Annotated in this window: 21 protein-coding genes; all 21 read left to right on the top strand. The window is 31.7% G+C overall.

Annotated features, from left to right (window positions below; all coding sequences use genetic code 11):
* Positions 1-2 precede the first annotated feature (2 nt).
* The 21 genes from DRF59_RS15450 to DRF59_RS15350 all read left to right on the top strand — a co-directional run bounded on the left by DRF59_RS15450 (position 3) and on the right by DRF59_RS15350 (position 23,444).
* Positions 3-2,345: a GumC family protein gene (locus DRF59_RS15450; RefSeq protein ID WP_115962104.1), complete on the top strand. Its 2,343-nt coding sequence runs from the start codon at positions 3-5 to the stop codon at positions 2,343-2,345.
* A 1-nt stretch (position 2,346) separates the two neighbouring features.
* The gene (locus DRF59_RS15445) at positions 2,347-3,642 is read left to right on the top strand and encodes a nucleotide sugar dehydrogenase (protein WP_115962101.1); all 1,296 of its coding nucleotides are present in this window, start codon (positions 2,347-2,349) and stop codon (positions 3,640-3,642) included.
* Between the two features lie 16 nt (positions 3,643-3,658).
* Positions 3,659-4,825, top strand: coding sequence for a nucleotide sugar dehydrogenase (locus DRF59_RS15440; protein WP_115962279.1), 1,167 nt, complete (start codon positions 3,659-3,661; stop codon positions 4,823-4,825).
* Positions 4,826-5,009: 184 nt separating this feature from the next.
* Positions 5,010-6,431, top strand: coding sequence for a lipopolysaccharide biosynthesis protein (locus DRF59_RS15435; RefSeq protein WP_115962098.1), 1,422 nt, complete (start codon positions 5,010-5,012; stop codon positions 6,429-6,431).
* Positions 6,404-7,387, top strand: a complete 984-nt coding sequence (locus DRF59_RS15430) for a polysaccharide pyruvyl transferase family protein (RefSeq protein ID WP_115962095.1) — start codon at positions 6,404-6,406, stop codon at positions 7,385-7,387. The genes DRF59_RS15435 and DRF59_RS15430 overlap by 28 nt, the downstream gene beginning before the upstream one ends.
* A gap of 6 nt (positions 7,388-7,393) precedes the next feature.
* On the top strand, positions 7,394-8,599 hold the full coding sequence (locus tag DRF59_RS15425; RefSeq protein ID WP_115962092.1) for a glycosyltransferase: 1,206 nt from the start codon (positions 7,394-7,396) through the stop codon (positions 8,597-8,599).
* Positions 8,600-9,676, top strand: coding sequence for a polysaccharide pyruvyl transferase family protein (locus tag DRF59_RS15420; protein WP_115962089.1), 1,077 nt, complete (start codon positions 8,600-8,602; stop codon positions 9,674-9,676).
* On the top strand, positions 9,677-10,711 hold the full coding sequence (locus tag DRF59_RS15415; protein WP_115962086.1) for an EpsG family protein: 1,035 nt from the start codon (positions 9,677-9,679) through the stop codon (positions 10,709-10,711).
* A 5-nt stretch (positions 10,712-10,716) separates the two neighbouring features.
* Entirely contained in the window at positions 10,717-11,823 is a 1,107-nt protein-coding gene (locus DRF59_RS15410; protein ID WP_115962276.1) for a glycosyltransferase, read from the top strand.
* Positions 11,813-12,361 (top strand): acyltransferase, encoded by a 549-nt coding sequence (locus DRF59_RS15405; RefSeq protein WP_241505609.1) that lies wholly within the window; start codon positions 11,813-11,815, stop codon positions 12,359-12,361. Before DRF59_RS15410 ends, DRF59_RS15405 begins: the two co-directional genes overlap by 11 nt.
* 140 nt (positions 12,362-12,501) lie before the next feature.
* A complete protein-coding gene (locus DRF59_RS15400) occupies positions 12,502-13,428 on the top strand; it encodes a hypothetical protein (RefSeq protein ID WP_115962083.1) in 927 nt (308 codons plus the stop codon).
* 208 nt (positions 13,429-13,636) lie between these two features.
* Positions 13,637-14,668 (top strand): polysaccharide biosynthesis protein, encoded by a 1,032-nt coding sequence (locus DRF59_RS15395; RefSeq protein WP_115962080.1) that lies wholly within the window; start codon positions 13,637-13,639, stop codon positions 14,666-14,668.
* A gap of 43 nt (positions 14,669-14,711) precedes the next feature.
* Entirely contained in the window at positions 14,712-15,128 is a 417-nt protein-coding gene (locus tag DRF59_RS15390; protein ID WP_115962077.1) for a WxcM-like domain-containing protein, read from the top strand.
* A 28-nt stretch (positions 15,129-15,156) separates the two neighbouring features.
* On the top strand, positions 15,157-16,275 hold the full coding sequence (locus DRF59_RS15385; protein ID WP_115962074.1) for a polysaccharide biosynthesis C-terminal domain-containing protein: 1,119 nt from the start codon (positions 15,157-15,159) through the stop codon (positions 16,273-16,275).
* An 11-nt stretch (positions 16,276-16,286) separates the two neighbouring features.
* A complete protein-coding gene (gene wecB, locus DRF59_RS15380) occupies positions 16,287-17,423 on the top strand; it encodes a non-hydrolyzing UDP-N-acetylglucosamine 2-epimerase (protein ID WP_115962071.1) in 1,137 nt (378 codons plus the stop codon).
* Between the two features lie 4 nt (positions 17,424-17,427).
* Complete coding sequence (locus DRF59_RS15375) at positions 17,428-18,633, top strand: glycosyltransferase family 4 protein (protein WP_115962068.1); 1,206 nt, start codon at positions 17,428-17,430, stop codon at positions 18,631-18,633.
* A 28-nt stretch (positions 18,634-18,661) separates the two neighbouring features.
* On the top strand, positions 18,662-19,561 hold the full coding sequence (locus tag DRF59_RS15370) for an NAD-dependent epimerase/dehydratase family protein (RefSeq protein WP_115962065.1): 900 nt from the start codon (positions 18,662-18,664) through the stop codon (positions 19,559-19,561).
* Positions 19,562-19,593: 32 nt separating this feature from the next.
* The gene (locus tag DRF59_RS15365; RefSeq protein ID WP_115962062.1) at positions 19,594-20,145 is read left to right on the top strand and encodes a sugar transferase; all 552 of its coding nucleotides are present in this window, start codon (positions 19,594-19,596) and stop codon (positions 20,143-20,145) included.
* Between the two features lie 61 nt (positions 20,146-20,206).
* On the top strand, positions 20,207-21,343 hold the full coding sequence (locus DRF59_RS15360; RefSeq protein ID WP_115962059.1) for an aminotransferase class I/II-fold pyridoxal phosphate-dependent enzyme: 1,137 nt from the start codon (positions 20,207-20,209) through the stop codon (positions 21,341-21,343).
* 140 nt (positions 21,344-21,483) lie between these two features.
* Positions 21,484-22,044 (top strand): sugar transferase, encoded by a 561-nt coding sequence (locus tag DRF59_RS15355; RefSeq protein ID WP_407643394.1) that lies wholly within the window; start codon positions 21,484-21,486, stop codon positions 22,042-22,044.
* Positions 22,045-22,331: 287 nt separating this feature from the next.
* On the top strand, positions 22,332-23,444 hold the full coding sequence (locus tag DRF59_RS15350; RefSeq protein WP_115962056.1) for a DegT/DnrJ/EryC1/StrS family aminotransferase: 1,113 nt from the start codon (positions 22,332-22,334) through the stop codon (positions 23,442-23,444).
* Positions 23,445-23,466: the final 22 nt, after the last annotated feature.

Genomic DNA, 23,466 nt, shown 5'->3' with positions numbered 1-23,466 from the left:
ACATGCAACAGATAGAATTTCAGGAAAATGAAGAAAAATTAGATCTAAGAAAGATTTTAGGAAAATATCTGGCGAAATGGCCATGGTTTGTTGGATCTGTTTTACTTTTTTTAATAGGAGCCTTTATATATCTCAGGTATTCTGTGCCCCAATATCAATCAACAACTACACTTAAATTTGATAAAAAACAAGCAGATATTACGGGAGCATTAGCTGATCTGGATAATTTAGGATTAGGCTTAGGAAATGCGGACGAGTTAAAGAGTGAAATGGCAGTAGTCCATTCTAGGCCAATTCTTATGAAGGTGGTGCAGAATCTTAATCTAAATGTACAGTATTATAATTCAGGAGAAATCAAAGATTCAGAATTATATGCAAAAATTCCAATTGTTGCCAAGGTGATTTCCTATAACGATGAAAAAAGATTTGTTTCATCCGAGTATATGGTAAAGGAAGTGAATGGTAATAATTTTGTTTTAGAGGATAGTGAAAAAAAATTAATCGAAGGAAGTTTTGACAGAACTTTAAAATTAAGTTTTGGAACGGTTATATTACAGAAAGTGCCAGGACTCTCCTTTAATTCAAAATATAAGATTGTTTTTTGGAATCCCTTGGAAAAAGTTAGAAACTTGGAAAGAAAAATTCAGGTTAATCTTCCGGACCAGAAAGCTATGCTTATGGATATCAGTATAGAAGGAACTGTTCCGGATAAATCAGAGGCTATCCTTAACGAAGTAACAAAACAATATAATTTAGATGGGCTTAAAGATAAAAATTTACAGGCCCAAAATACACAAGAATTCATAGATAAAAGACTGGAAGTGATTACTCGTGATCTTTCTGGAGTTGAGAACCAAAAAGAAGATTTTCAGAATCGTAATCGTATTGTAGATTTGCAGACACAAGCACAATTGGCTCTCCAAAATACAAATGATAATACAAAAGTATTGCTTCAACAACAAACTCAGCTGGATCTTTTAAATTCTCTTCAGACAGAAGCATCAAAAGGAGATAATCAACTTATGCCTTCCAATTTGGGCCTTAACCCCTCACTAGAACAGGCTATTTCACAATATAATACTCTTGTTATCAGTAGGAATAAAACCTTAAAACAGGCTACTAATGAAAACCCTGCTGTTATTGAAATGAATAAGGAGATTACATCATTAAAAGAAATTGTAAGAGATAACATTCGACAGCAGAAAGCTACTATCCAAGCTTCTATAGCACAAATAAATAGTCAGATTTCTACTAACACAGGAATGATAGAAAAGGTTCCCGGTCAATCAAAGATTTACAGAGGAATTGAACGTCAACAAAATCTAAAGGAACAGCTTTTCCTTTTCCTATTGCAAAAAAGAGAAGAAAATGCTATTAATTTATCAGTAAATGTTCCCAAGGCTAAAATCGTAAACCCTGCTTATACTGACAATAAACCCGTTTCACCCAAGAAGATTATTATTCTTGTTGGAGCTGTTGTGCTTGGATTATTAATACCTTTTGCAATATTTTATCTTTTCTTTATGTGGGATGATAAAATTTATAGCCGTAATGATGTTACAGATCGTACATCATTAGGGGTATTAGCTGATATTCCATCACTGAAAGATGATCAAAATCATTTGGTGCAGAAGAACGATTTCTCTGAACTTGCTGAAGCTTTCAGGGTCTTGGTTTCTAATTTAAAATTTATACTTCCTTCAAAAGACTCAGCCAAAGTTGTTATGGTAACTTCATCTGTAAAGGGAGAAGGAAAGACATTAGTATCCGTGAATCTGGCTTTGACATTAGGAAATAAAAATGGAAGGTCCTTACTAATTGGTTCAGATATCCGGAATCCGCAGATTCAGAGATATGATAATGAACCTATTAAAAGTAAGGGTCTTACTGAGTATTTATATGATGAGTCAACAAATGTGAATGAACTTATCCACACCTCTGATACTAACCCTAACTGTGATGTCATTTATGCAGGAACTATTCCTCCAAATCCTCAGGAACTTTTATCTAATGGCAGATATCAGGAACTTATCAGTAAACTGTCTTCTAATTACGCTTATATTGTTATAGATTCTGCGCCACTGATGTTGGTTTCAGATACTCTCAATATTGCTGATACGGCAGACGCTACATTATATGTTGTAAGATCCGGAGTATCAAGGAATGTGTTGATAGATTTTGCAAACAAACTGGTTAAAGAATCAAAATTATCAAATGTTTCCTTTGTTATCAATGATGTTTCTAAAAATGTCGGAGGCTATGGTTATGGCTATAATTATGGTTATGGCTATGGATATACTAGTGAAAAAAATAAAAACTGGTGGCAAAAGCTTTTGAGAAAATAATATGGATATACGAAATAAAATTGGAGTAATTGGATTGGGGTATGTAGGGCTGCCTTTGGCTCGTTTATTTGCCACAAAATATCCTGTAGTTGGTTTTGATATTAATCAAAATAGAATTGAAGAACTGAATAAAGGACAAGATTCAACACTTGAAGTTGAAAACAGTATACTTCAATCTGTTTTGGTAAAAGAAAACCCGTTTTTAAACTTATCAAATGGTTTGTACTGTTCTTCAAATTTGGATGATATTAGACAAGCAAATATTTATATTGTTACAGTTCCTACTCCTGTGGACAAACATAATCGCCCGGATTTAACACCTTTATATAAAGCTTCGGAAACAGCTGGGAAAGTATTGAAAAAGGGTGATATTGTTATTTATGAATCAACAGTATATCCGGGAGTTACAGAGGAGGAATGTATTCCTGTACTGGAAAAAATTTCCGGACTGAAGTTTAATGAAGATTTTTTTGCCGGTTATTCACCTGAACGAATCAATCCTGGAGATAGAGAACGAACTGTAGAAAAGATCTTAAAAGTAACTTCGGGTTCTACATTTGAAATAGGAAAAAAAGTAGATGATCTATATAAATCTGTAATAACAGCAGGAACACATTTAGCTCCCACCATTAAGGTAGCGGAAGCTTCAAAGGTAATTGAGAATTCTCAAAGAGATATTAATATTGCTTTCGTTAATGAATTAGCTAAAATATTTAACTTATTGGATATCGATACCCATGCTGTTCTTGAAGCAGCAGGGACAAAATGGAATTTTTTAAAGTTTAAACCAGGATTAGTAGGTGGACATTGCATAGGAGTAGATCCATTCTATCTGGCTCAGAAAGCACAAGATGTAGGTTACTATTCGGAATTAATACTTACGGCCAGAAGACTGAACGACTCCATGGGATCATTTGTTGCTTCACAGGTTGTGAAAACAATGATAAAAAAAGGTATAAATATCAACGGAGCTAAAGTATTAAATCTTGGTATAACTTTTAAAGAAAACTGTCCGGACGTGAGGAATACAAAAGCTGCAGATGTTATTGCCGGGCTAGAGGAATATTCTTTAGATGTCACAATTTATGATCCATGGGCAAATCCAACGGAAGTAGAGCATGAGTATGGAATTCATTCTATAAATTCATTACATGAAATCAAGGAAAAGTTTGATGCTGTAATTTTGACTGTAGCCCATCAGGAATTTACGGATTTGGATTTATCTCAATACTTAAAAGATAAGGGCGTAGTGTATGACGTAAAAGGAATATTAAAGCAGTATGATAATCGATTATAAACTGATGAACAAACAAATGAAAATAACTGTAGTAGGAACAGGTTATGTAGGCTTGTCAAATGCTGTTTTACTAGCACAACATAATGAAGTTATTGCCTTAGATATTGTTGAAGAAAAGATTGAAATGCTTAATGCAAAACAATCTCCAATAGAAGATAAAGAAATCAGTAATTTTTTAAATAATAAAGCGCTTAATTTCAGGGCAACTTTAGATAAGAACGAAGCTTATCATGGTGCAACTTATGTTATTGTTGCCACACCAACAGACTATGATCCCAAAACGAATTACTTTAATACAAGTAGTGTTGAGATGGTAGTACTTGATGTTAAAAAATACAATCCTGATGCTGTAATTGTAATTAAATCTACTGTGCCTGTAGGTTTTACAGAAGGATTAAAAAATAAATTTGAGTTCGATAATATTATCTTTTCTCCTGAATTTTTAAGAGAAGGAAAAGCTTTATATGACAACTTATATCCTTCGCGAATTATAGTAGGTGAACAAAGTAAACGGGCAGAAGTGTTTGTTGAATTATTGAAAAGAGGAGCAATTAAAGAAGAAATTCCAACTTTATTTACCAACCCTACAGAAGCTGAAGCAATTAAATTATTTTCAAATACTTATTTGGCTTTACGAGTAGCATATTTTAATGAGTTAGATAGCTATGCACAAATCCATAACTTAAATAGTAGACAAATTATAGAAGGGGTGGGGCTTGATCCTCGCATTGGATCCCATTACAATAACCCTTCATTTGGATATGGAGGATACTGCTTACCCAAAGACACTAAACAACTTTTGGCTAATTATGATGCTGTACCTAACAATATTATTCAGGCAATTGTAGATGCTAACCGGACACGTAAAGATTTCATTGCTGATTCCATTTTGGCAAAAAATCCTAAAAAAGTTGGGGTATATCGTTTGATTATGAAGTCTGGTTCTGATAATTTCAGAGCTTCTGCTATACAGGGAGTAATGAAACGTATTAAAGCAAAAGGGATTGAAGTAGAAGTATTTGAACCTGTATTGAAAGATGATTATTTTTTTGGATCTAAGGTAGTAAGAGATTTGGAACAGTTTAAAAAAGATTGTGATGTTATTATTTCTAATCGTGATGCACCCGAATTATCAGATGTCAGAGATAAAGTATATACACGGGACTTATTTGGGAATGATTAACAGATTTAAATAAAAAAAGAAGCAGAGCATGTATGTTAATTAATTAAAATTAATATACTAAATTAAAATAGTTATTATTGAAAAGTGAAGTATATAATTTTACAAATATTCGCAGTACGAATGTTTGTAAAATTAGAATTAATTAACTTTTTATATGGTAAACTGAACAAATTGAAATATTATTTTGGAAAAAAAAAAGAACAATAGTCTTGCTTATCTTACGATTATTTATATGATCGGGAACTTCAGTTCAAAAGTTCTATCATTTGTACTAGTCTTTTTTATGACATATTTTCTAACTAAGGAAGAAGTTGGAGAATATGATTTAATTTTAACGTCGGTTTCCTTTTTAGTGCCATGTATAAGCTTACAGATTGATTCCTCTTTATTAAGATGGTTGCTTGATAAAACTCAGACTGAAAATAAGGATCAGATTTTTGAAAATGTCTTTGGTTTACTTTTTAGAAATATAATTCTTTATACTGGAATTTATTGGATATTGGCTATTTTTATTAAATGGGATCATCAAATGTATTTATACATATTTTCTGTATTAATGATGATCTTTCCAACATTACAACAAGGAACGAGAGGTATCGGGAAAAATAGAATATATGCTGCAACTAGTGTTGTATATTCGTTGTTTTTTGTTTTTAATACAGTAATTGCATTATATTTCTTTAAAAGTTCTGTAGATGGTGTACTATTAGCAAATATAATTGCTCTTACAGGTGTGATTATCTGGCTTTTTATTAAAAATAATTGGTGGAAATATCTTAAGCTTAAAAAAATTAATTTAAAATTAATTAAGGAATTATGTGGATATTCATTACCATTATTGCCAAATACGTTGAGTTGGTGGCTTATTTCAGCATCAACAAGATATGTTATTTTGGGATATTTAGGAAAAGAGTATAATGGTTTATTTGCAATTTCCTATAAAATACCAACAATTGTTTTAATAGTTACAAATGTATTTACATTAGCCTGGCAAGAGAAAGCGATAAAAACCTTAAATCAAGAGGAAGCAGAAACTCAATTTACAAATATTCTTTCAGGATATGTAAATTTAGTTATGGGAATTATTATTATTCTGGTTAGTTGTTCAAAATTTATGATGCAATTTATAGGTAAAGGTTATTATGAGTCATGGAAATATATTCCAATTTTATTATTTGCCGTATTTTTGCAAGCTATTTCTGCTTTTTATGGAGCAGGATATTTAAGAGCTAAAGATACCAAAGGAATCTTATATTCCTCAATTTTGGGTGGAATTGTCACAATTTCGACTTCCTTTGTTTTTGTTCAGTACATGGGATTATATGGAATAAGTTTATCTATTATGTTAGGTTATCTTGTTCTCTTAATTTTCAGAGGAATTCATATACAGCATTTTCTAAAAATTAAATTTCCTATTATAAATACTATAATTTTAACTCTAATCTTTATAATACTTACGGGGTTATTATATGTAGAAAATAAGTGGACTTTCCCTTTATCATTAATAATATCTTTAATAGTATTTACCATCTTTAATTACAAACATATTATATCATTAAAATCAAAAGTTATTTCAAAATGGAAGAAATCAAAAAGTATGGGTTAATGGGTTGTTCAAGGAAACAAACCAATGTAGGAGACTATGTGCAAGCACTTGCTGCAAAACAATACTTACCGCAAGTAGATGTTTACAGAGATAGAGAAGACTTAAATACTTATGAAGGTGATTATATCAAAATGATTATGAATGGTTGGTACATGCATAATCCAAAAAACTGGCCTCCTTCTGAGAAAATAAATCCCTTGTTTGTTTCAATGCACATTAATTCTTCTGTTTATGAGGCGATGACGGAAGAAAAAAGTATTAACTACTTTAAAAAGCATCAACCAATTGGCTGTAGAGATAAGGCCACTGCTAAGCTGTTAAGTGACAAAGGTGTAGATGCATATTACTCCGGTTGTCTGACACTTACTCTAGGGAGAACTTATATAAGAAAGTCGGAGGAAATTTCAGAAGAAGTATTATTCATTGATCCACTTTTTCATTATTTTTCTCTTAATGAGATGTTAAACTCAAGAAAAAAACTGTTGAGCAGAATTAAAAGAAGACGATTTTTTGAATTTATGCTGAAAAACAAAGTTTTTAAAACTCAATTTTCTAAAGATATATTGAAAAATGCAAAATTTATTACTCAAGTTATTCCTGAAACAACTATAGAAAATAACTTTCAAATTGCTGATGAATATCTAAAAAGATTAAGTAAGGCTAAATTAGTTGTAACTTCAAGGATTCACTGTGCTCTTCCATGTTTAGCAATGGGGACACCTGTGGTATTTTTAAATGGTGGATTTGAAGGATTTGGGAATAGATTCAATAGTCGTTTTGAAGGATTAATTGATTTTTTTAATAGAATAGATGTCTCACTTGATGGTAAAATCACTCGAAATTTTGATTTAGAAGGTAAAATTGATTATAATAATATTCCTGTTAATAAATCCCTTCATGTTCCTTTTGCTCAAGATTTAATGGCTAAATGTGAAGAATTTATAGCTAAAAATTAATTCAGTATGAAGGCTAAAAAAGTAATTTTATTTACCCGAAGATTTCCTTATTTTAAAACTGAAGCATTTTTAGAAGCAGAAATTAATATTTTAGCAGAAGCATTCGATGAAGTAGTTATTTTTCCTAGTGAAATTAGTAATGAGGTCAGACCGCTTCCTGCAAATGTGAAAATTGAAAAAGAATTTTCAAAGTACTTTCAAAATAAGAAAAAAAGAACAGTCCAAACTATATTTAATTCCTTTTTCTGGAACGCATTGTGGAAATATAGATTAAAAGTCAATTCTATAGCTGCTCTTAAACATATATTCCAATTTTCTTCTAGTGTTATCGCTTACAAAACTTATTTTAAAAATTATAAGTTTTCTGAAATAGATTTATTATATACTTACTGGTTTACAGAAGCAACTAAGGCTTTTGTAGACCTTAAAAAGACAAATAAATATAAACTAATTTCAAGAGCACATAGATATGATATTTATGAAGGGATTCCATCAACTCCAAAATTCTGGCCTTTTAGAAAAGAAGTTCTAGAGAGTATAGACAGGCTTTACTCTATTTCTGAGAACGGAAAGAACTATATGGAAAGAAAGTATAACGTTTATAACAAAATAAAAGTTTCAAAGCTTGGTGTTTTTGATAAAGGGAAAATTGCTCCTCAGAATTTAGAAAATGAAGTAAGTTTCGTTTCTGTATCTAGGATAGATCCTATGAAAAGAGTCCAGTTAATTGCCGATTCAATAGTGAACTTTGCAAAGCTAAATCCTGATAAAAAGATTAGTTGGATTCACTTCGGAGAAGGGAAAGAAAGAGAAAATATTAAAAATAGTATACCCGAATTACCCAATCTTAAAGCTCAGTTGAACGGTGCTATTCAAAATACGAAGATTTATAAATATTATGAAGAAAATCCAGTATCAATCTTTATTAATTTGAGTAGTTCTGAAGGTATTCCAGTCTCTATCATGGAAGCTCAGTCTTTTGGTATTCCAGTTATTGCTACTGATGTTGGAGGAAGTGGAGAAATTGTGCAAAACGAGACAGGAAAACTACTAAGTGCAAATCCATCTATCTCAGATGTTAATTTAGCAATAAATAAAATATTGGATGATAATTTAAGCAGACAGGAAATTAAAAAATTCTGGAGTCTAAACTTTAATGCCCAAACCAATTATGAAAGTTTTGTGAATGATTTAAAATCTGACGTTTTTTAGATGAAAAATAAAATTGTATATATTGTTGCTACACAGTATGATAATGTTGGTGATTTGTTAATTAACAAATGTTTGATTGATGTGCTTTCTAAATATGGAAATGTTTACCTGGATACCCAAAATGTCCCGGATCAATTTAAGAAAGAGCTTTTAAAAGATACTGAAAATGTAAAAGAATTAAAAGAAATTACTAATAAAAGTTTTAAAGGAAAAGGGGTAGTTTCATTATATTTTTCAAATCTGGGAATTACACATATTTTTAAAAGCCCGGGGCCATTTGGAAGTGCCGGAAATAAAAAAGTATTTCTGAAAAATATGCTGATTGGTTTAATTTTTAAAATATTTAAATCTAAAGGTGTAAAATCATATCTGGTGGGAAATGATGTTCACTATACAAATGAAATGGACAAAAAAGCTGTAGTTTTTTTTTCCAGAAATACCGATAAAATTCTTTGCAGAAGCTATAATAATGTAGAAGCATTAAAAAAACTAGGTGTTAAAAATATTGATTATATCCCGGATATGTGTTTTGGATACTCTCCTAAAAACATTGATATGTTTGGATCAGATGAAATAGGAGTTTCTTTTCGTAGGCTGAATGATGAAAATTATCATCAGAAAATATTAGAAGCCATTCAAAATATTTTAGAAACTACAGATAAGAAAATTACTTTTTTTTATCAGGTAAATCACGATTTTGAATATAATCACGAATTATTTACTTATTTCAAAAACAATAAAAATGTAAGTTTTCATAAAGATTGCTTAAAGTGGGATAACATATCTTTCTACAATAGGTTCTCCTTTACACTTAGCAATAGACTACATGTTTTACTTCTGGGAATGGTATATAATGTTATTCCAATCGGTTTGTTGAATAAGGATTCAAAAACTCAGAAGATAATTGATATTTTTGATGGAGTTAATTTAAATAATTTTTTGGTAAGTGAGCTAACTCCAAAAGCAGTTGAAGAATTCACGTCAAGAGAACAAAAATTAAAAAATATAATAAAAGAGGTAAGTCTGGGCCAAAAAAAAATGATTGAAAACAGAATTTATGAATTAATAGGAAAATAAATGGAAGTTTATATATTAATCATATTAATTATTTTATTTTTTCTTGGCCTAAAAGTTAAGAATACGGTTATTGTTGTTCTTTTTTTGATTATAATTGCTACACTTAGAGATTATACCGTTGGGGTTGATACCAATAACTATCTTATAAATTATAAGTATGAGATTGAATTATATAGAATTCCTCAATTAATAAAGAAGATTGAAATTGGCTGGCTTTATTTGAATGCTTTTGTGAAAGAATATTTTCAGGAGTTCAGAGTTATACTATTTGTGTCGAGTATACTAACTCTTCTTCCTCTAAACTATGTTTTTAGAAAAGAAACAAAATCACCATTATTAACATTTTTATTTTATATTCTTCTTTTTTATTATTTTTTTTCATTCAGTATAGTGAGACAAGCTATTGCAGTTTCTTTTTTTGTGTTAGCCATTCATTTTTTGGTAAAAGGAAAACAGCTGAATTTTTATCTTTATATCGGAATTGGAGCATTATTTCACTACTCAATTATAGCCTTGATCCCTATAACATTTATATTAAAAAGAACTAATCTCTCTTATTTTTGGTATTCTGCAATTTTGATTATCACATTTTTTATTGGATTTTCAGGGGTTTTGGATCTGGCAAAATCTTATTTGGCACTACTTCCGTTTGAAAAATATGCCAATTATGAAGATTATAATGCTGATGTTGCTTTTAATAGAATTGCAAACTATATTTTTATAGTACCAAAAATACTTTTGTTTATTTATATTTTTTATTATACAAAAAAGTATAATCTTTATAATAATTTAATTCAGATGAAACTTTTCTGGATGGGAATTATAGTGCTAAACTTATTTTTAGCTGTTCCACAAGTTTCTAGATTTACTTATTATCTGACCATTTTTGAGGTAATAATTATGTCAACAATGATATTTAATATTCCAAAGAAAAAAAAATTAGAAGTATTAATAGTTTGTTTTTCATATTGTTTAGTTTATTTCGTTTATTATTCTATAACCAATCGTTTTGGTGTAATTCCTTATAAGATATGATTGATATGAGAGAAAAAATTTGTTTAATTTATAATTATGCTCAACATTATAGATTGGGAGTCTTTAAATTAATGGATCAGCAAATGGAGTGTGACTTTTATTTTGGCGACAAAATGAGTGATGTAAAAAAATTAGATTATAACGAATTGAAGGGATTTAAAAAAGAACTAAAAAACGTTCCGTTATTTTCTAATTTTTATTGGCAAAAAGGTGCTGTCTCCTTATTCTTTAAAGACTACAAAAAATATATCATTTTAGGTGAATACTATTGCTTATCAACCTGGCTCATTCTGTTTTTCTCTATATTTTCGTCTAAAAAGGTGTATTTATGGTCTCACGGCTGGTATGGGAAAGAGTCATTTGTAATTAAGTTAATTAAGAAAATATTTTTTTCCATGGCAACTGGAATTTTCCTATATGGAGAATATGCTAAGAAATTGATGATAAAAGAGGGCTTTAAACCTTCTAAATTATATGTTATTTATAATTCTTTAAATTACAAAGAACAAATTGGTATTAGAAAAAAATTAATAAAATCAGATATATATCCGGATCATTTTGAAAATAAATTTCCTGTTCTGATTTTCATTGGAAGACTTACAAAAGTAAAAAAATTGCATTATATTTTAGAGGCACAAAAGAAGTTGAGAGAACAGGGTCTTCTATTAAATCTTGTAATAATAGGAAATGGTGAAGAAAAAGAATTTTTAAGCTCTAAAGTTTTGGAGTACGGCTTAAAGGACTATGTTTGGTTTGTAGGACAATTGTATGAAGAAAACGCAATTGCTGAGTATATCTTTAATGCTGATCTTTGTATTTCTCCGGGCAATGTTGGGCTAACGGCAATGCATACCTTAATGTATGGGACCCCTGTAATAACACACAATAATTTTGCATTGCAAATGCCGGAATTTGAAGCTTTAACAATTGATAAAACAGGAGATTTCTTTGAACATGAGAGTGTTTCTTCGTTGGCAATAAAAATCCATCAGTGGTTTCAAAAAGATTTATCAAGAGAAGAGATCCGGGAAAACTGTTATCACATAATTGACAAAAAGTTTAATCCTGATTTTCAGGTTTCTGAAATAAAAAAAGTAATGTATGGGTATTAAGCAAAGAATTAGGAAAGTTTTCAGAGAAGTGAAAATGTTTGTATATAGAAAGTTCCTAGGATATAGGAATGTAAATCCAACATTTTATTTTGGTGGTAAATCAAATGTGTCTAAAGATCTGCAAGCTGGCAGGTGGGCGTACGTAGGACCAAACTGCATAATCTATCCCAAAGTAAAAATTGGAGATTATACAATGATTGCACATGATGTTTCAATTTTGGGAGGCGATCATGTATTTAATTTACCGGGTATTCCTTGTATTTTTACTGGACGTGATATCTTGAAGGAAACTCGGATTGGTAAAGATGTTTGGGTCGGCGCATATTCAAAAATTATGGCAGGGGTTAATATTGGAGACGGAGCTATTATTGCTTTAGGCTCCATTGTAACGAAGGATGTAGAACCCTATTCAATTTATGGTGGAATTCCTGCTAAAAAAATAAAAGATAGATTTCAAAATGCTGAAGATTTGGAGAAACACAAAGAAATGCTTAGCTCAGAAGTTTCTGTATTTGGATTTGAAGATCTGTGTAAATAATCTATAATAATAGGTTTACTCACAGTGTATTTATTATCTGATTGGCATGTTAATTGTGCAAATTATCCATATTTCCTTCGTAAAGGATCTTATTTATACAAAATAAGAGTGAATTGTATTAATGAAATAAAATTTAAGCTATGCGTTTTTTTTGCATTTTTATATTGATGTTTAGTGTATTATTTGGGGCTTTTTTACCTAGCCAGAAAAATAATAAAGGCTCTGAACAGCAGACAACAAAAAATTTAGAATTGTTATTCCTGGTAGAGCCTGATTCTAAAAGTCAGTTAAAGTTTTCTCAGGATAATCATCTGAAAACATACACGATTTTTTATCAGCAATTTTTTGTCAAAGATGAAAAATTTAATGAAGAGATGCTTAGAAAACAAATTGAAACTAAAATTCCTAATGTGAATTCAATAGGATTTGCAGTTTTAGATTGGGAAGGAAAAGGATTAAAATCTTTTCAACAGCAAAAAGATTTAAACGCGGTCAATTATTATAAAGACGAATTTTTGAAAGCAATAAGATTTGCTAAAAAGCTTAGACCTAATATCAAATGGGGGTTTTATCATCTTAATTATTTAAATTACTCAGGCACCATTGAAAAATATAAATCACAGAATGATAATCTTATTCCAATCATTAAGGAAGTAGATTTTCTTGCTCCATCACTTTATGTTTATAATCCTGGATTATTACATAGCAGAGGAAATCAAAATTACATAAAGAATAAACTGATTCAGGCGTTGCAATATGGAGAAAGATATAATAAGCCAGTTTATCCTTTTGTTTGGAACAGAACTACATCAAATGATGAAAATAAACATTTTAGTTTAATTCCAGTTGAGTATTTCGCCCAAGCAATAGAAATTATAAGTGAAACAGAATATAAGAATCAAAGAGCCAAAGGAATTTTTTGGTGGCATTCAGAAGGTTACTCTTATAGGAACAAAAATAAATTAAAAGCAGTTAAAGCAGAATATTCAAGGATAAATAGCACTGAAGATTATCAATATCAAATGTTTAAAGAATATTTCCAAAGTATACAGAAATACATAAAATAAAACTATCTCTCTGTGTTTGGTAAAAGCCAGTTTAAACTATAATTACATAAGTACTCCTAAATAAATATCAATTATAGCTACAAATAATAAAGAGATTGAAGATTGACAGTAAAGGTTTAACAATAACTTTAAAAACAACTCTATTCTAATTGGTATTATACAAAAGTTAGTAACTTTGGATCAGCCAATTTATGATATAAATTTTAATATGCAAATAAAAGATAGAATACTCCTGATTACAGGTGGTACAGGCTCATTCGGAACGGCTGTACTGAACCGTTTTTTACAAACAGATCATTTTAAAGAAATCCGTATTTTTTCTCGCGATGAAAAAAAGCAGGATGATATGCGTAATCTGTACAAGAATGAAAAAATTAAATATTACATTGGGGATGTAAGAGATTATAACTCAGTAGAGCCTGCAACCAGGGGGGTAGATTATATTTTCCATGCAGCTGCTCTGAAACAGGTGCCGTCATGTGAATTTTTTCCGATGCAGGCTGTAAAAACCAATGTAGAAGGTACTCAAAATGTTATCCGTGCCGCTGCCACAAATAAAGTTTTAAAAGTTATCTGTTTATCTACTGATAAAGCTGCTTATCCAATTAATGCGATGGGGATTTCTAAAGCAATGATGGAGAAAGTAGCAGTAGCAGAAGCCCGTAATTTAAAAGATACGACCGTTTGCCTGACACGTTATGGGAATGTGATGGCTTCCAGGGGTTCTGTAATTCCATTATTTTTAAATCAGATTCAAAAAGGTGAGCCCATAACAATTACCGATCCTAATATGTCCAGGTTCTTTATGTCTTTAGAGGATGCTGTGGACTTGGTTTTATTTGCTTTTGAAAATGCTAATCCGGGAGATCTCTTTGTAAATAAAGCACCTGCCGGAAGTATTGGAGATTTGGCAAAGGCTTTAATTGAGTTGACGGGAAAAAAAGTTCCTGTAAAAATTATAGGAACCCGACACGGTGAAAAATTGTATGAAACACTATGTACCCGTGAAGAAATGCTAAAAGCAGAAGATATGGGGGATTTTTACCGTATTCCGGCTGATAATCGTGATTTGAATTATGCCAAATATTTTTCTGAAGGAGAAGAGGATATTTCAAGAATAGAAGATTATCATTCCCACAACACAGAACAGCAAGGTGTAGAAGGATTAAAAAAATTAATTTCTACTCTTCCACTGATACGAAAAGAGGTTTTTGGTGAAGATGTTATGCAATATCCTTAAGCTATTTCCTTTTTGTAAATTTTGTTCAAGATAAAATATACTGATGATACTAACTGGACATAGGCATGAAGATGCAAGGGGAATTATTACTTATAATAATGAATTTGATGCCTCTCTTATTAAACGTATTTATACAATTGAGAATCATTCTACTGAATTTATCAGAGGATGGCAAGGTCATAAAATTGAGCAACGTTGGTTTGCATGTATGAAAGGAGCTTTTGAAATTTCTGTTATTCATGTGGATAACTTTGAAAAACCTTCAACAGATTTACCCATAAAAAAAATCACCTTAACAAGTAATAAACTTGATTATTTACATATTGAGGCAGGATGCATAACTGCCATTCAAAGTCTTGAACAAGAAAGCAAATTATTGGTTTTAGCAGACTACGGAATTGGAGAGATAAGTGATGAATATCGTTTTGAGCTGGATTATTTTAATAATAATTTAAAATAACCAAACTTTTGTATTTTAAAAAAATTAAATGAAAAAAATAGGAATTACCGGCCAGAATGGATTTGTAGGTCGTCATTTGTATAATACCTTAGGATTATTTCCTGAAGAATTTGAAAGAATTGAGTTTAAAAAAGAGTTTTTTAATGATGAGCACAAATTAGATGAATTTGTTTCAAAATGTGATGTGATTGTTCATCTGGCAGCAATGAATCGTCATGAAAATGAACAATTTATTTATGAAACTAACATCGCTTTGGCAAAGAATCTTGTTGATGCTTTGAAGCGAACAAATTCAAAACCACACGTACTGATTTCATCTTCAACTCAGGAAGAAAGGGACAATCTGTATGGAAAATCAAAACGGGAAGGGCGTGAAGCAATTATTAATTGGGCAAATGAAAATGAAGGAAAGGTTACAGGATTAATTATCCCCAACGTTTTTGGTGCCTTTGGAAAGCCTTTTTATAACTCTTTTATTGCTACATTCTGTTATCAGTTAACGCATGGGGAAACTCCTTCCATTGCCAATGATGGTGAAGTAAAATTAATTTATGTGCAAGAGCTGGTAGATCAGATTATTAAAGAAATCCGATCAGGGAAAAGTACAGAAGAATTATTTATTAATCCGACAGCCTCCAAAAAAGTGTCTGAAGTTTTGCATTTGCTCAATCAATTCAAAACCAAATACTTCGAAAATGGAGAAATTCCTGTTATTAATGATTCTTTTGAGCATAATTTGTTTAATACCTATCGTTCCTATATAGATTATAAAAATCATTATCCTATAAAATTTACACAGCATACTGATCCAAGAGGTGCTTTTGTTGAAATCATCCGGTTAGGTATTGGGGGACAGTGTTCTTTTTCCACAACTGTACCCAATATTACAAGAGGAAACCATTTTCACACAAGAAAAATTGAACGTTTTGCAGTTATAAAAGGTAAAGCACAGATTCAATTAAGAAAAATAGATTCAGATGAGGTTCTCAACTTTTATTTGGATGGTAAAGATCCTGCTTATGTAGATATGCCGATATGGTATACCCATAATATTAAAAATATTGGTGAAGAAGAACTGTACACTATTTTCTGGATTAATGAAGCTTTTAATCCGGAGGATGCGGACACTTATTTTGTAGAAGTTTAAAATATTAAGTAATGAAAAAATTAAAAGTAATGACGGTGGTGGGAACACGGCCGGAGATTATTAGACTATCAAGAGTATTATCAGCTTTAGATTCATCTGAAGCGGTAGAACATATCATTGTTCATACAGGTCAGAATTATGACTATGAACTTAATCAGATCTTTTTTGATGATCTAGGACTTAGAAAACCAGATTATTTTCTGGAAGCAGCCGGAAAAACGGCAACAGAAACCATTGGTAATATTCTTATAAAAATAGATCCGCTACTGGAAGAGCTAAAACCAGATGCATTTTTAGTTCTTGGAGATACGAATTCCTGTCTTTGCGCAATTCCTGCTAAAAAGAGACATATTCCAATTTTCCATATGGAAGCCGGGAACAGATGTTTTGATCAGAGGGTGCCGGAAGAGACTAACCGTAAAATTGTGGATCATACAGCTGATGTTAACCTCACATACTCTGATATTGCAAGAGAATATCTGTTGAGGGAAGGTTTGCCTGCAGATAGAATTATCAAAACAGGATCTCCAATGTATGAGGTTTTGAATCATTATTTACCTGAAATAAATGCTTCTGATGTTCTTGAAAAATTAAATTTGGAAGAAGGAAAATTCTTCGTTGTATCTTCTCACCGCGAAGAAAATATTAATTCTGAAAAAAACTTCAGAGGTTTAATAGATTCTTTAAATGCAATTGCAGAGCATTATCAATATCCGATTATCGTTTCTACTCATCCGAGAACCAGAAATATGATTGATAAAATGAAGCTTGAAGTACGTCCTGAAATACAGTTTCTCAAGCCTTTAGGTTTTCATGACTACAATGCTCTTCAAAAACGGTCTTATGCTGTATTGTCAGATTCAGGAACTATTTCGGAAGAATCTTCAATACTTAATTTTAGGGCTCTTAATATACGACAGGCACATGAAAGACCGGAAGCTATGGAAGAGGCAAGTGTAATGATGGTAGGATTATCTCCGGAACGTATTATGCAGGGCCTATTACAGGTTCAGCAACAAAAGATAGGAGAACAGCGTAATTTCAGACCTGTTGCAGACTATTCTATGCCAAATGTGTCTGAAAAAGTGGTGCGGATTATTATTTCCTATACGGATTATATCAAGAGAGTAGTTTGGAGCGAAGAATAAACATATGAATGTTCTTATAATAACACAATATTTTTATCCGGAAAACTTTAAGAGTAATGATCTTGCTTTTGAGCTTAAAAAGAAAGGCCATAACGTAACTGTATTAACAGGGCTACCCAATTATCCTGAAGGTAAGATCTTCGAAGGATATGGGGTCTTTAAAAATAGAAAGCAGGTTGTGAATGGAGTCAGAGTAGTAAGGTCGTTACTCCTGCCCAGAGGAAAAGGCGGTGGATTACGTTTGTTCATTAACTATTATAGTTTTGCTTTTTTTGCTTCTGTAAAAGCCTTTTTTATGGGGCTGAACGATAAATATGATGCTATTATCGTCCATGAGCCTTCCCCGATTACACAGTATTATCCTGCTCTTTTAATGAATAAGCTATGGAAGATACCTGTTTATTTTTGGGTTATGGATTTATGGCCGGAAAGCTTATCCATTGCAGGAGGTGTTAAAAATAAATGGATATTGAATTATTATGAAGGTGTTATAAAGAGATTTTATAAAAATTCAGAAAAAATTTTGATTACCTCCCAGGGGTTTAGAAAATCAATCAATCAGAAAGGAAACTTTGATGATAAAATTGTTTACTTTCCAAACTGGGCGGAAGATACAATATCAGAAGGAAATAAGAATTTCCCTATTCCCCCTTTGCCTGAAGGATTTAAGGTGATGTTTGCCGGAAATATTGGTGAGGCCCAGGATTTGGAGAGCATTATGAAAGCTGCTTTAGAGCTTAAAGATAAAAAAGAGATCAAATTTATTTTAGTAGGTGACGGCAGGAAAATGCCTTATGTCAAAGAATTTATAGATGAACATCGGTTGCAAGAAACCGTTTTTACAATGGGAAGATTCCCTGTAGAAGCAATGTCTAGTTTTTTTGATAAAGCAGATGTAATGCTGGTAACTTTGAAAGATGATCCGATTTTTAACCTTACTGTGCCGGCTAAATTGCAGGCATATATGAGTGCATCAAAACCCATTATAGCGATGCTGAATGGTGAAGGAGCAGACAATGTTTTAGATGCTGATTGTGGATTTACAGTTTCAGCAGGTGACCATAAATCCCTTGCTAAAACTATTCTTGAGACCTCCGCATTATCGCAAGAAACACTTAACCAGCTGGGGCAAAACAGCAGAAAATATTATGAAAATAACTTTAGGTTGTCAACCTGTATTTCCAACTTAGAAAATATCATAAAAAAATAATAATAACATTTTCCAGATTAATATATATATGAATGTAGTTATCACGGGAGCATCAGGTTTTGTAGGTAAAAATCTTACAGAATATTTAAAACTAAAAGATTATCAGATTACTGCTTTATCTCTCAGAGATGAAAACTGGAAAAAAAATTTTCCGGCAAATGCTGATGTAATTATCCATTTGGCTGGTAAAGCTCACGATACGTCTAACACTTCAGATGATAATGAATATTATAAGATTAACAGAGATCTTACAATTGAATTATTTAATACATTCTTAAAGTCGGGAACTAAAAATTTTTTTTATTTTAGTTCAGTAAAAGCGGCAGCAGATAGAGTAGATGGTATTTTAACGGAAGATGTAAAAGCGAATCCGTATACACCTTACGGTAAGTCAAAAAAAGAAGCAGAAGAGTATATTCTAAGTAAGGACCTGCCTGCAGATAAAAAAGCATATATAATCCGGCCGTGTATGATTCATGGCCCTGGAAATAAGGGAAACTTAAACTTGCTATATAAAATTGTTAAAAAAGGATTACCGTGGCCTTTAACTGCATTTGAGAATAAAAGATCATTCCTAAATATTGATAATTTAAATTTTCTTATTGATCAGATGCTTACGAAAGATGTATCCTCCGGAATCTACAATTTTGCAGATGATGATGCTATATCTACAAATGAATTGATCAAAACTATTAATTCTGCAGTAGGAAAAAAAGCCCGGCTTTGGAATATTTCAAAAAACATGATTGAAAATGTTGCCAGATTAGGGGATAAACTACACTTGCCTCTGAATTCGGAAAGGTTAAAAAAGCTTACTGAATCTTATGTGGTTTCAAATCAAAAAATAAAAGCTGAACTGAACCTAAAATCTTTACCAGTTACAGTACAGGAAGGATTAATTAAAACGATAAAAAGTTTTACGATCTGATTTAACTTCAAACTTTAAATATTTATTCTATAATGATACGTATCCTTGATTTTTTATTCTCTTTTTTTGGTATTCTTTTTTTATGGCCCATAGGACTGGTTCTCTATGTAATAGGTCTGTTTGATACCGGATCACCCATTTTTTTTCAGGAAAGAGTTGGAAAAGGAAAGAAGCCGTTTAAATTAATGAAATTCAGGACGATGCATGTTAATACAAAATCTGTAGCAACGCATCTTTCCAGTACTTCTTCTGTAACCAGGTTTGGAGGCTTCTTACGTAAATCAAAGCTGGATGAACTTCCTCAGCTAATCAATGTATTGAAGGGAGATATGAGCCTTGTTGGTCCGAGACCCAATCTCTATAATCAAATAGATTTGATAGAAGAGAGAGACAAAAGAGGAGTATACAATTTTCTACCCGGAATAACTGGTTTAGCTCAAATTAATGAAATTGACATGTCTACACCTGTTGAGCTGGCAGAAAAAGATGCTGAAATGCTTAAAGATCTGAATGTATCAAATTATTTGAAATATATTCTTGCAACAGTTAGCGGTAAAGGCCAGGGAGATCGGATCGTAAAGTAAATACCATAAAGTAGTAAAAAAATCATCAGGAAGAATTATATTTGCTTCTGAATACAACACGATGCAAAACAAAATCTGGCTTTCTTCCCCTCATCTTTCAGGCAGTGAGCTGTCTTTTATTGAAGATGCTTTCCGTAAAAACTGGGTGACTTCAATAGGTGAGAATATTGACGAATTTGAGCTTAGTATAGCAAAATACCTGGAAAATAATACAGAAATTTGTGCTCTCAATTCTGCAACCTCAGCTATTCATCTTGCTTTAGTTTTATTAGGTATTACTAAAGATGATGAAGTTATTACATCGACTTTTTCATTCATTGCATCAGCAAATCCTATTGTATATCAGGGAGCAAGACCGGTTTTTGTGGATTCCGAAAAAGATACCTGGAATATGTGTCCGATAGCTTTACAGGAAGCAATTGAGGACAGGATTAAAAAAGGAACAAAACCTAAAGCTATTATTATTGTACATCTTTATGGCATGCCCGCTAAAATGGATGAAATTATTTCTATTTCGGAAAAATATGAGATCCCTTTAATTGAAGATGCAGCTGAAGCTTTAGGATCAAAATATAAAGGAAAAGCATGCGGAACTTTCGGCCGTTTTGGTGTATTATCTTTTAATGGTAATAAGATTATTACAACTTCCGGCGGAGGCGCATTGGTTTGTCACTCGAAGGAAGATAAGGATAAAGCTGTTTTCTTGTCAACACAGGCCAGAGATAATGCTCCTCATTATCAGCATTCACAGATTGGGTATAATTACAGGATGAGTAATATTTCTGCCGGAGTAGGTCGTGGCCAGATGGAGGTACTGAATGACAGGGTGGATGCACGTAGAAAAACGCATGACTTTTATGTAGGATTATTTCAGGATATTGAAGGGGTTGAAGTTTTATCAGAAATCAATTCTGACTTTTATTCCAATCACTGGTTATCTGCCATTTTAGTAGATGAAAACATTACAGGGAAAACCCGTGAAGATCTGAGGTTAGCTTTGCTGGAAGATAATATAGAATCCAGACCTCTCTGGAAGCCAATGCATTTGCAGCCGGTTTTTGCTGATGCACCCTATTATGGTAAAACTATTGCTGAAAGTTTATTTGAAAAAGGTTTATGCCTGCCTTCCGGGTCTAATCTTCAGGAAGAAGACAAGATAAGGATACAGAAGATTGTTCAGGAGGTATTCTCGAATTAATATACGAAATCTGCTCTATTTATAAAGCAGATTTTTTTTATGTTAGTCCAGTGAAAATTTAGATTTGATGATGAGACAATCTTACATTTTTATATATTTGCTGTAATACAAATATTTTGAAAGACTACCCTCATTGGAAAATGCTGATGGATTACAGTATAGCACTTTTAGCTGTTATATTGTTATTTCCGGTGTTTATTTTACTGCTCATTTTGACTTCCTGGGATACAGGATTTCCCGGGATTTTTAAACAGGAACGGATTGGCCGGCATGCAAAGCCATTTACTATTTATAAATTCAGAACAATACATCCGATAACTACCAGGAAATCTTTTATTGGTAAGTGGTTGAGGAAAACAAAACTTGACGAATTACCTCAACTATTTAACATTTTAAAAGGGGATATGGCTTTGGTAGGGCCCAGACCGGATGTTGCAGGCTATTATGATCAGCTCAATGGAGAAGACCGGCTTGTCCTTTTACTGAAACCGGGACTTACCAGCGAAGCCGGAATAAAATACAGGAATGAAGAAGAGTTATTATCCCGGCAGGAAAACCCGTTACAATATAATGATGAAGTTCTTTTTCCGGATAAAGTAAGAATGAATCTGGAGTATTATCATAATTTATCTTTTAAAACGGATATCCATATATTATTGAAAACTTTTTCTATAGCATGTCCCGTATTTAACAGATATTAAAAACGAGGATATTCTTAATTAAGGCTAGTTATTGTGATCAGCTATTTGACAGACCTGTTTCCTTTTGATAATTGAGTTGTTATTTTTATGATTAATCAATCAGGTTAATACGATGTTGTGCTGAAATTATATAAAATATTAGATATATTTGTACGTCTCAATCATGAGTAATAATAATTCTAATCTCAAAGTGACAGCTAATGTTGTAATCAAAGGTTTTCAGCCATATATAATTGGTTTGAAAGCTAATGAGAGATGGAGAAAATTACTTGTTTATAATAAAAATGATGATTAAATTTCTAGATTTACAGAAAATAAACCTTGTTCATCAGCAAGAAATTGAAGAAAGGTTGATAAGTACATTTCGCTCGGGTTGGTATCTTCTAGGAAATGAAGTAAAAAAATTTGAGGATAATTTAGCAAGATATGTGGGCAGTCAATATGCAATTGGAGTAGCTAATGGATTAGATGCATTAAGGTTAATTCTCCGTGCATATATTGAATTAGGAATTTTTCAAAAAGGAGATGAGATTATCGTACCAGCTAATACTTATATAGCTTCTGTTTTGGCCATAACAGATAATGATTTAGTTCCTGTTTTAGTAGAACCGGATATTGAAACATATAATATAAATATTTCTGAAATACAGGAAAAAATTACTTCAAAGACTAAAGGAATATTGATTGTTCATCTTTATGGCAGAATAGTTTTTTCCGAAGAGCTGAAAAATATTGCCACAAGGCATAATCTTAAAATTATTGAAGATAATGCCCAGACAATAGGTGCTGAGTGGAATTCAGTAAAATCAGGAAACCTGGGTGATGCAGCAGGTTTTAGCTTTTATCCCGGAAAAAATTTAGGTGCTTTGGGAGATGCAGGAGGAATAACTACCAATGATGAAGATTTGGCCCGCTGTATCAGAGCTTTGGCTAATTATGGTTCTAACGAAAAGTATATAAATATATATCAGGGATTAAATTCCAGATTAGACGAGGTACAAGCAGCAGTTTTAGATATTAAGCTTAAGTATATTGATACAGAAAATCAAAAAAGAAGAGAAATTGCGCGAAGATATATTACAGAAATAAATAATCCGGAGATTATACTTCCTGAATTTCCTGAAAAAGAGAAAGAACATGTCTGGCATTTGTTCGTGATCAGAACAAAATCAAGAAATGAGCTTCAGAATTATCTTTCTGAAAATAATATACAAACGCTGATACATTACCCTATTCCTCCGCATAAGCAGAACGCTTATAAAGATTTGAATAATTTGAGTCTTCCTGTTACTGAGCAGATTCATGATGAGGTCTTAAGTTTACCTATAAGCCCTGTTATGACCAATGAAGAAATAGATAAAGTAATTCATAGTATAAATTCTTATCCTAACAGATTTTAAAATTACTTTAATACCCAAAGGA

This window comes from Chryseobacterium flavum (genome assembly GCF_003385595.1).
Classification (GTDB): Bacteria; Bacteroidota; Bacteroidia; order Flavobacteriales; family Weeksellaceae; genus Chryseobacterium; species Chryseobacterium flavum.
This window is presented reverse-complemented; position numbering and strand designations above follow the sequence as displayed.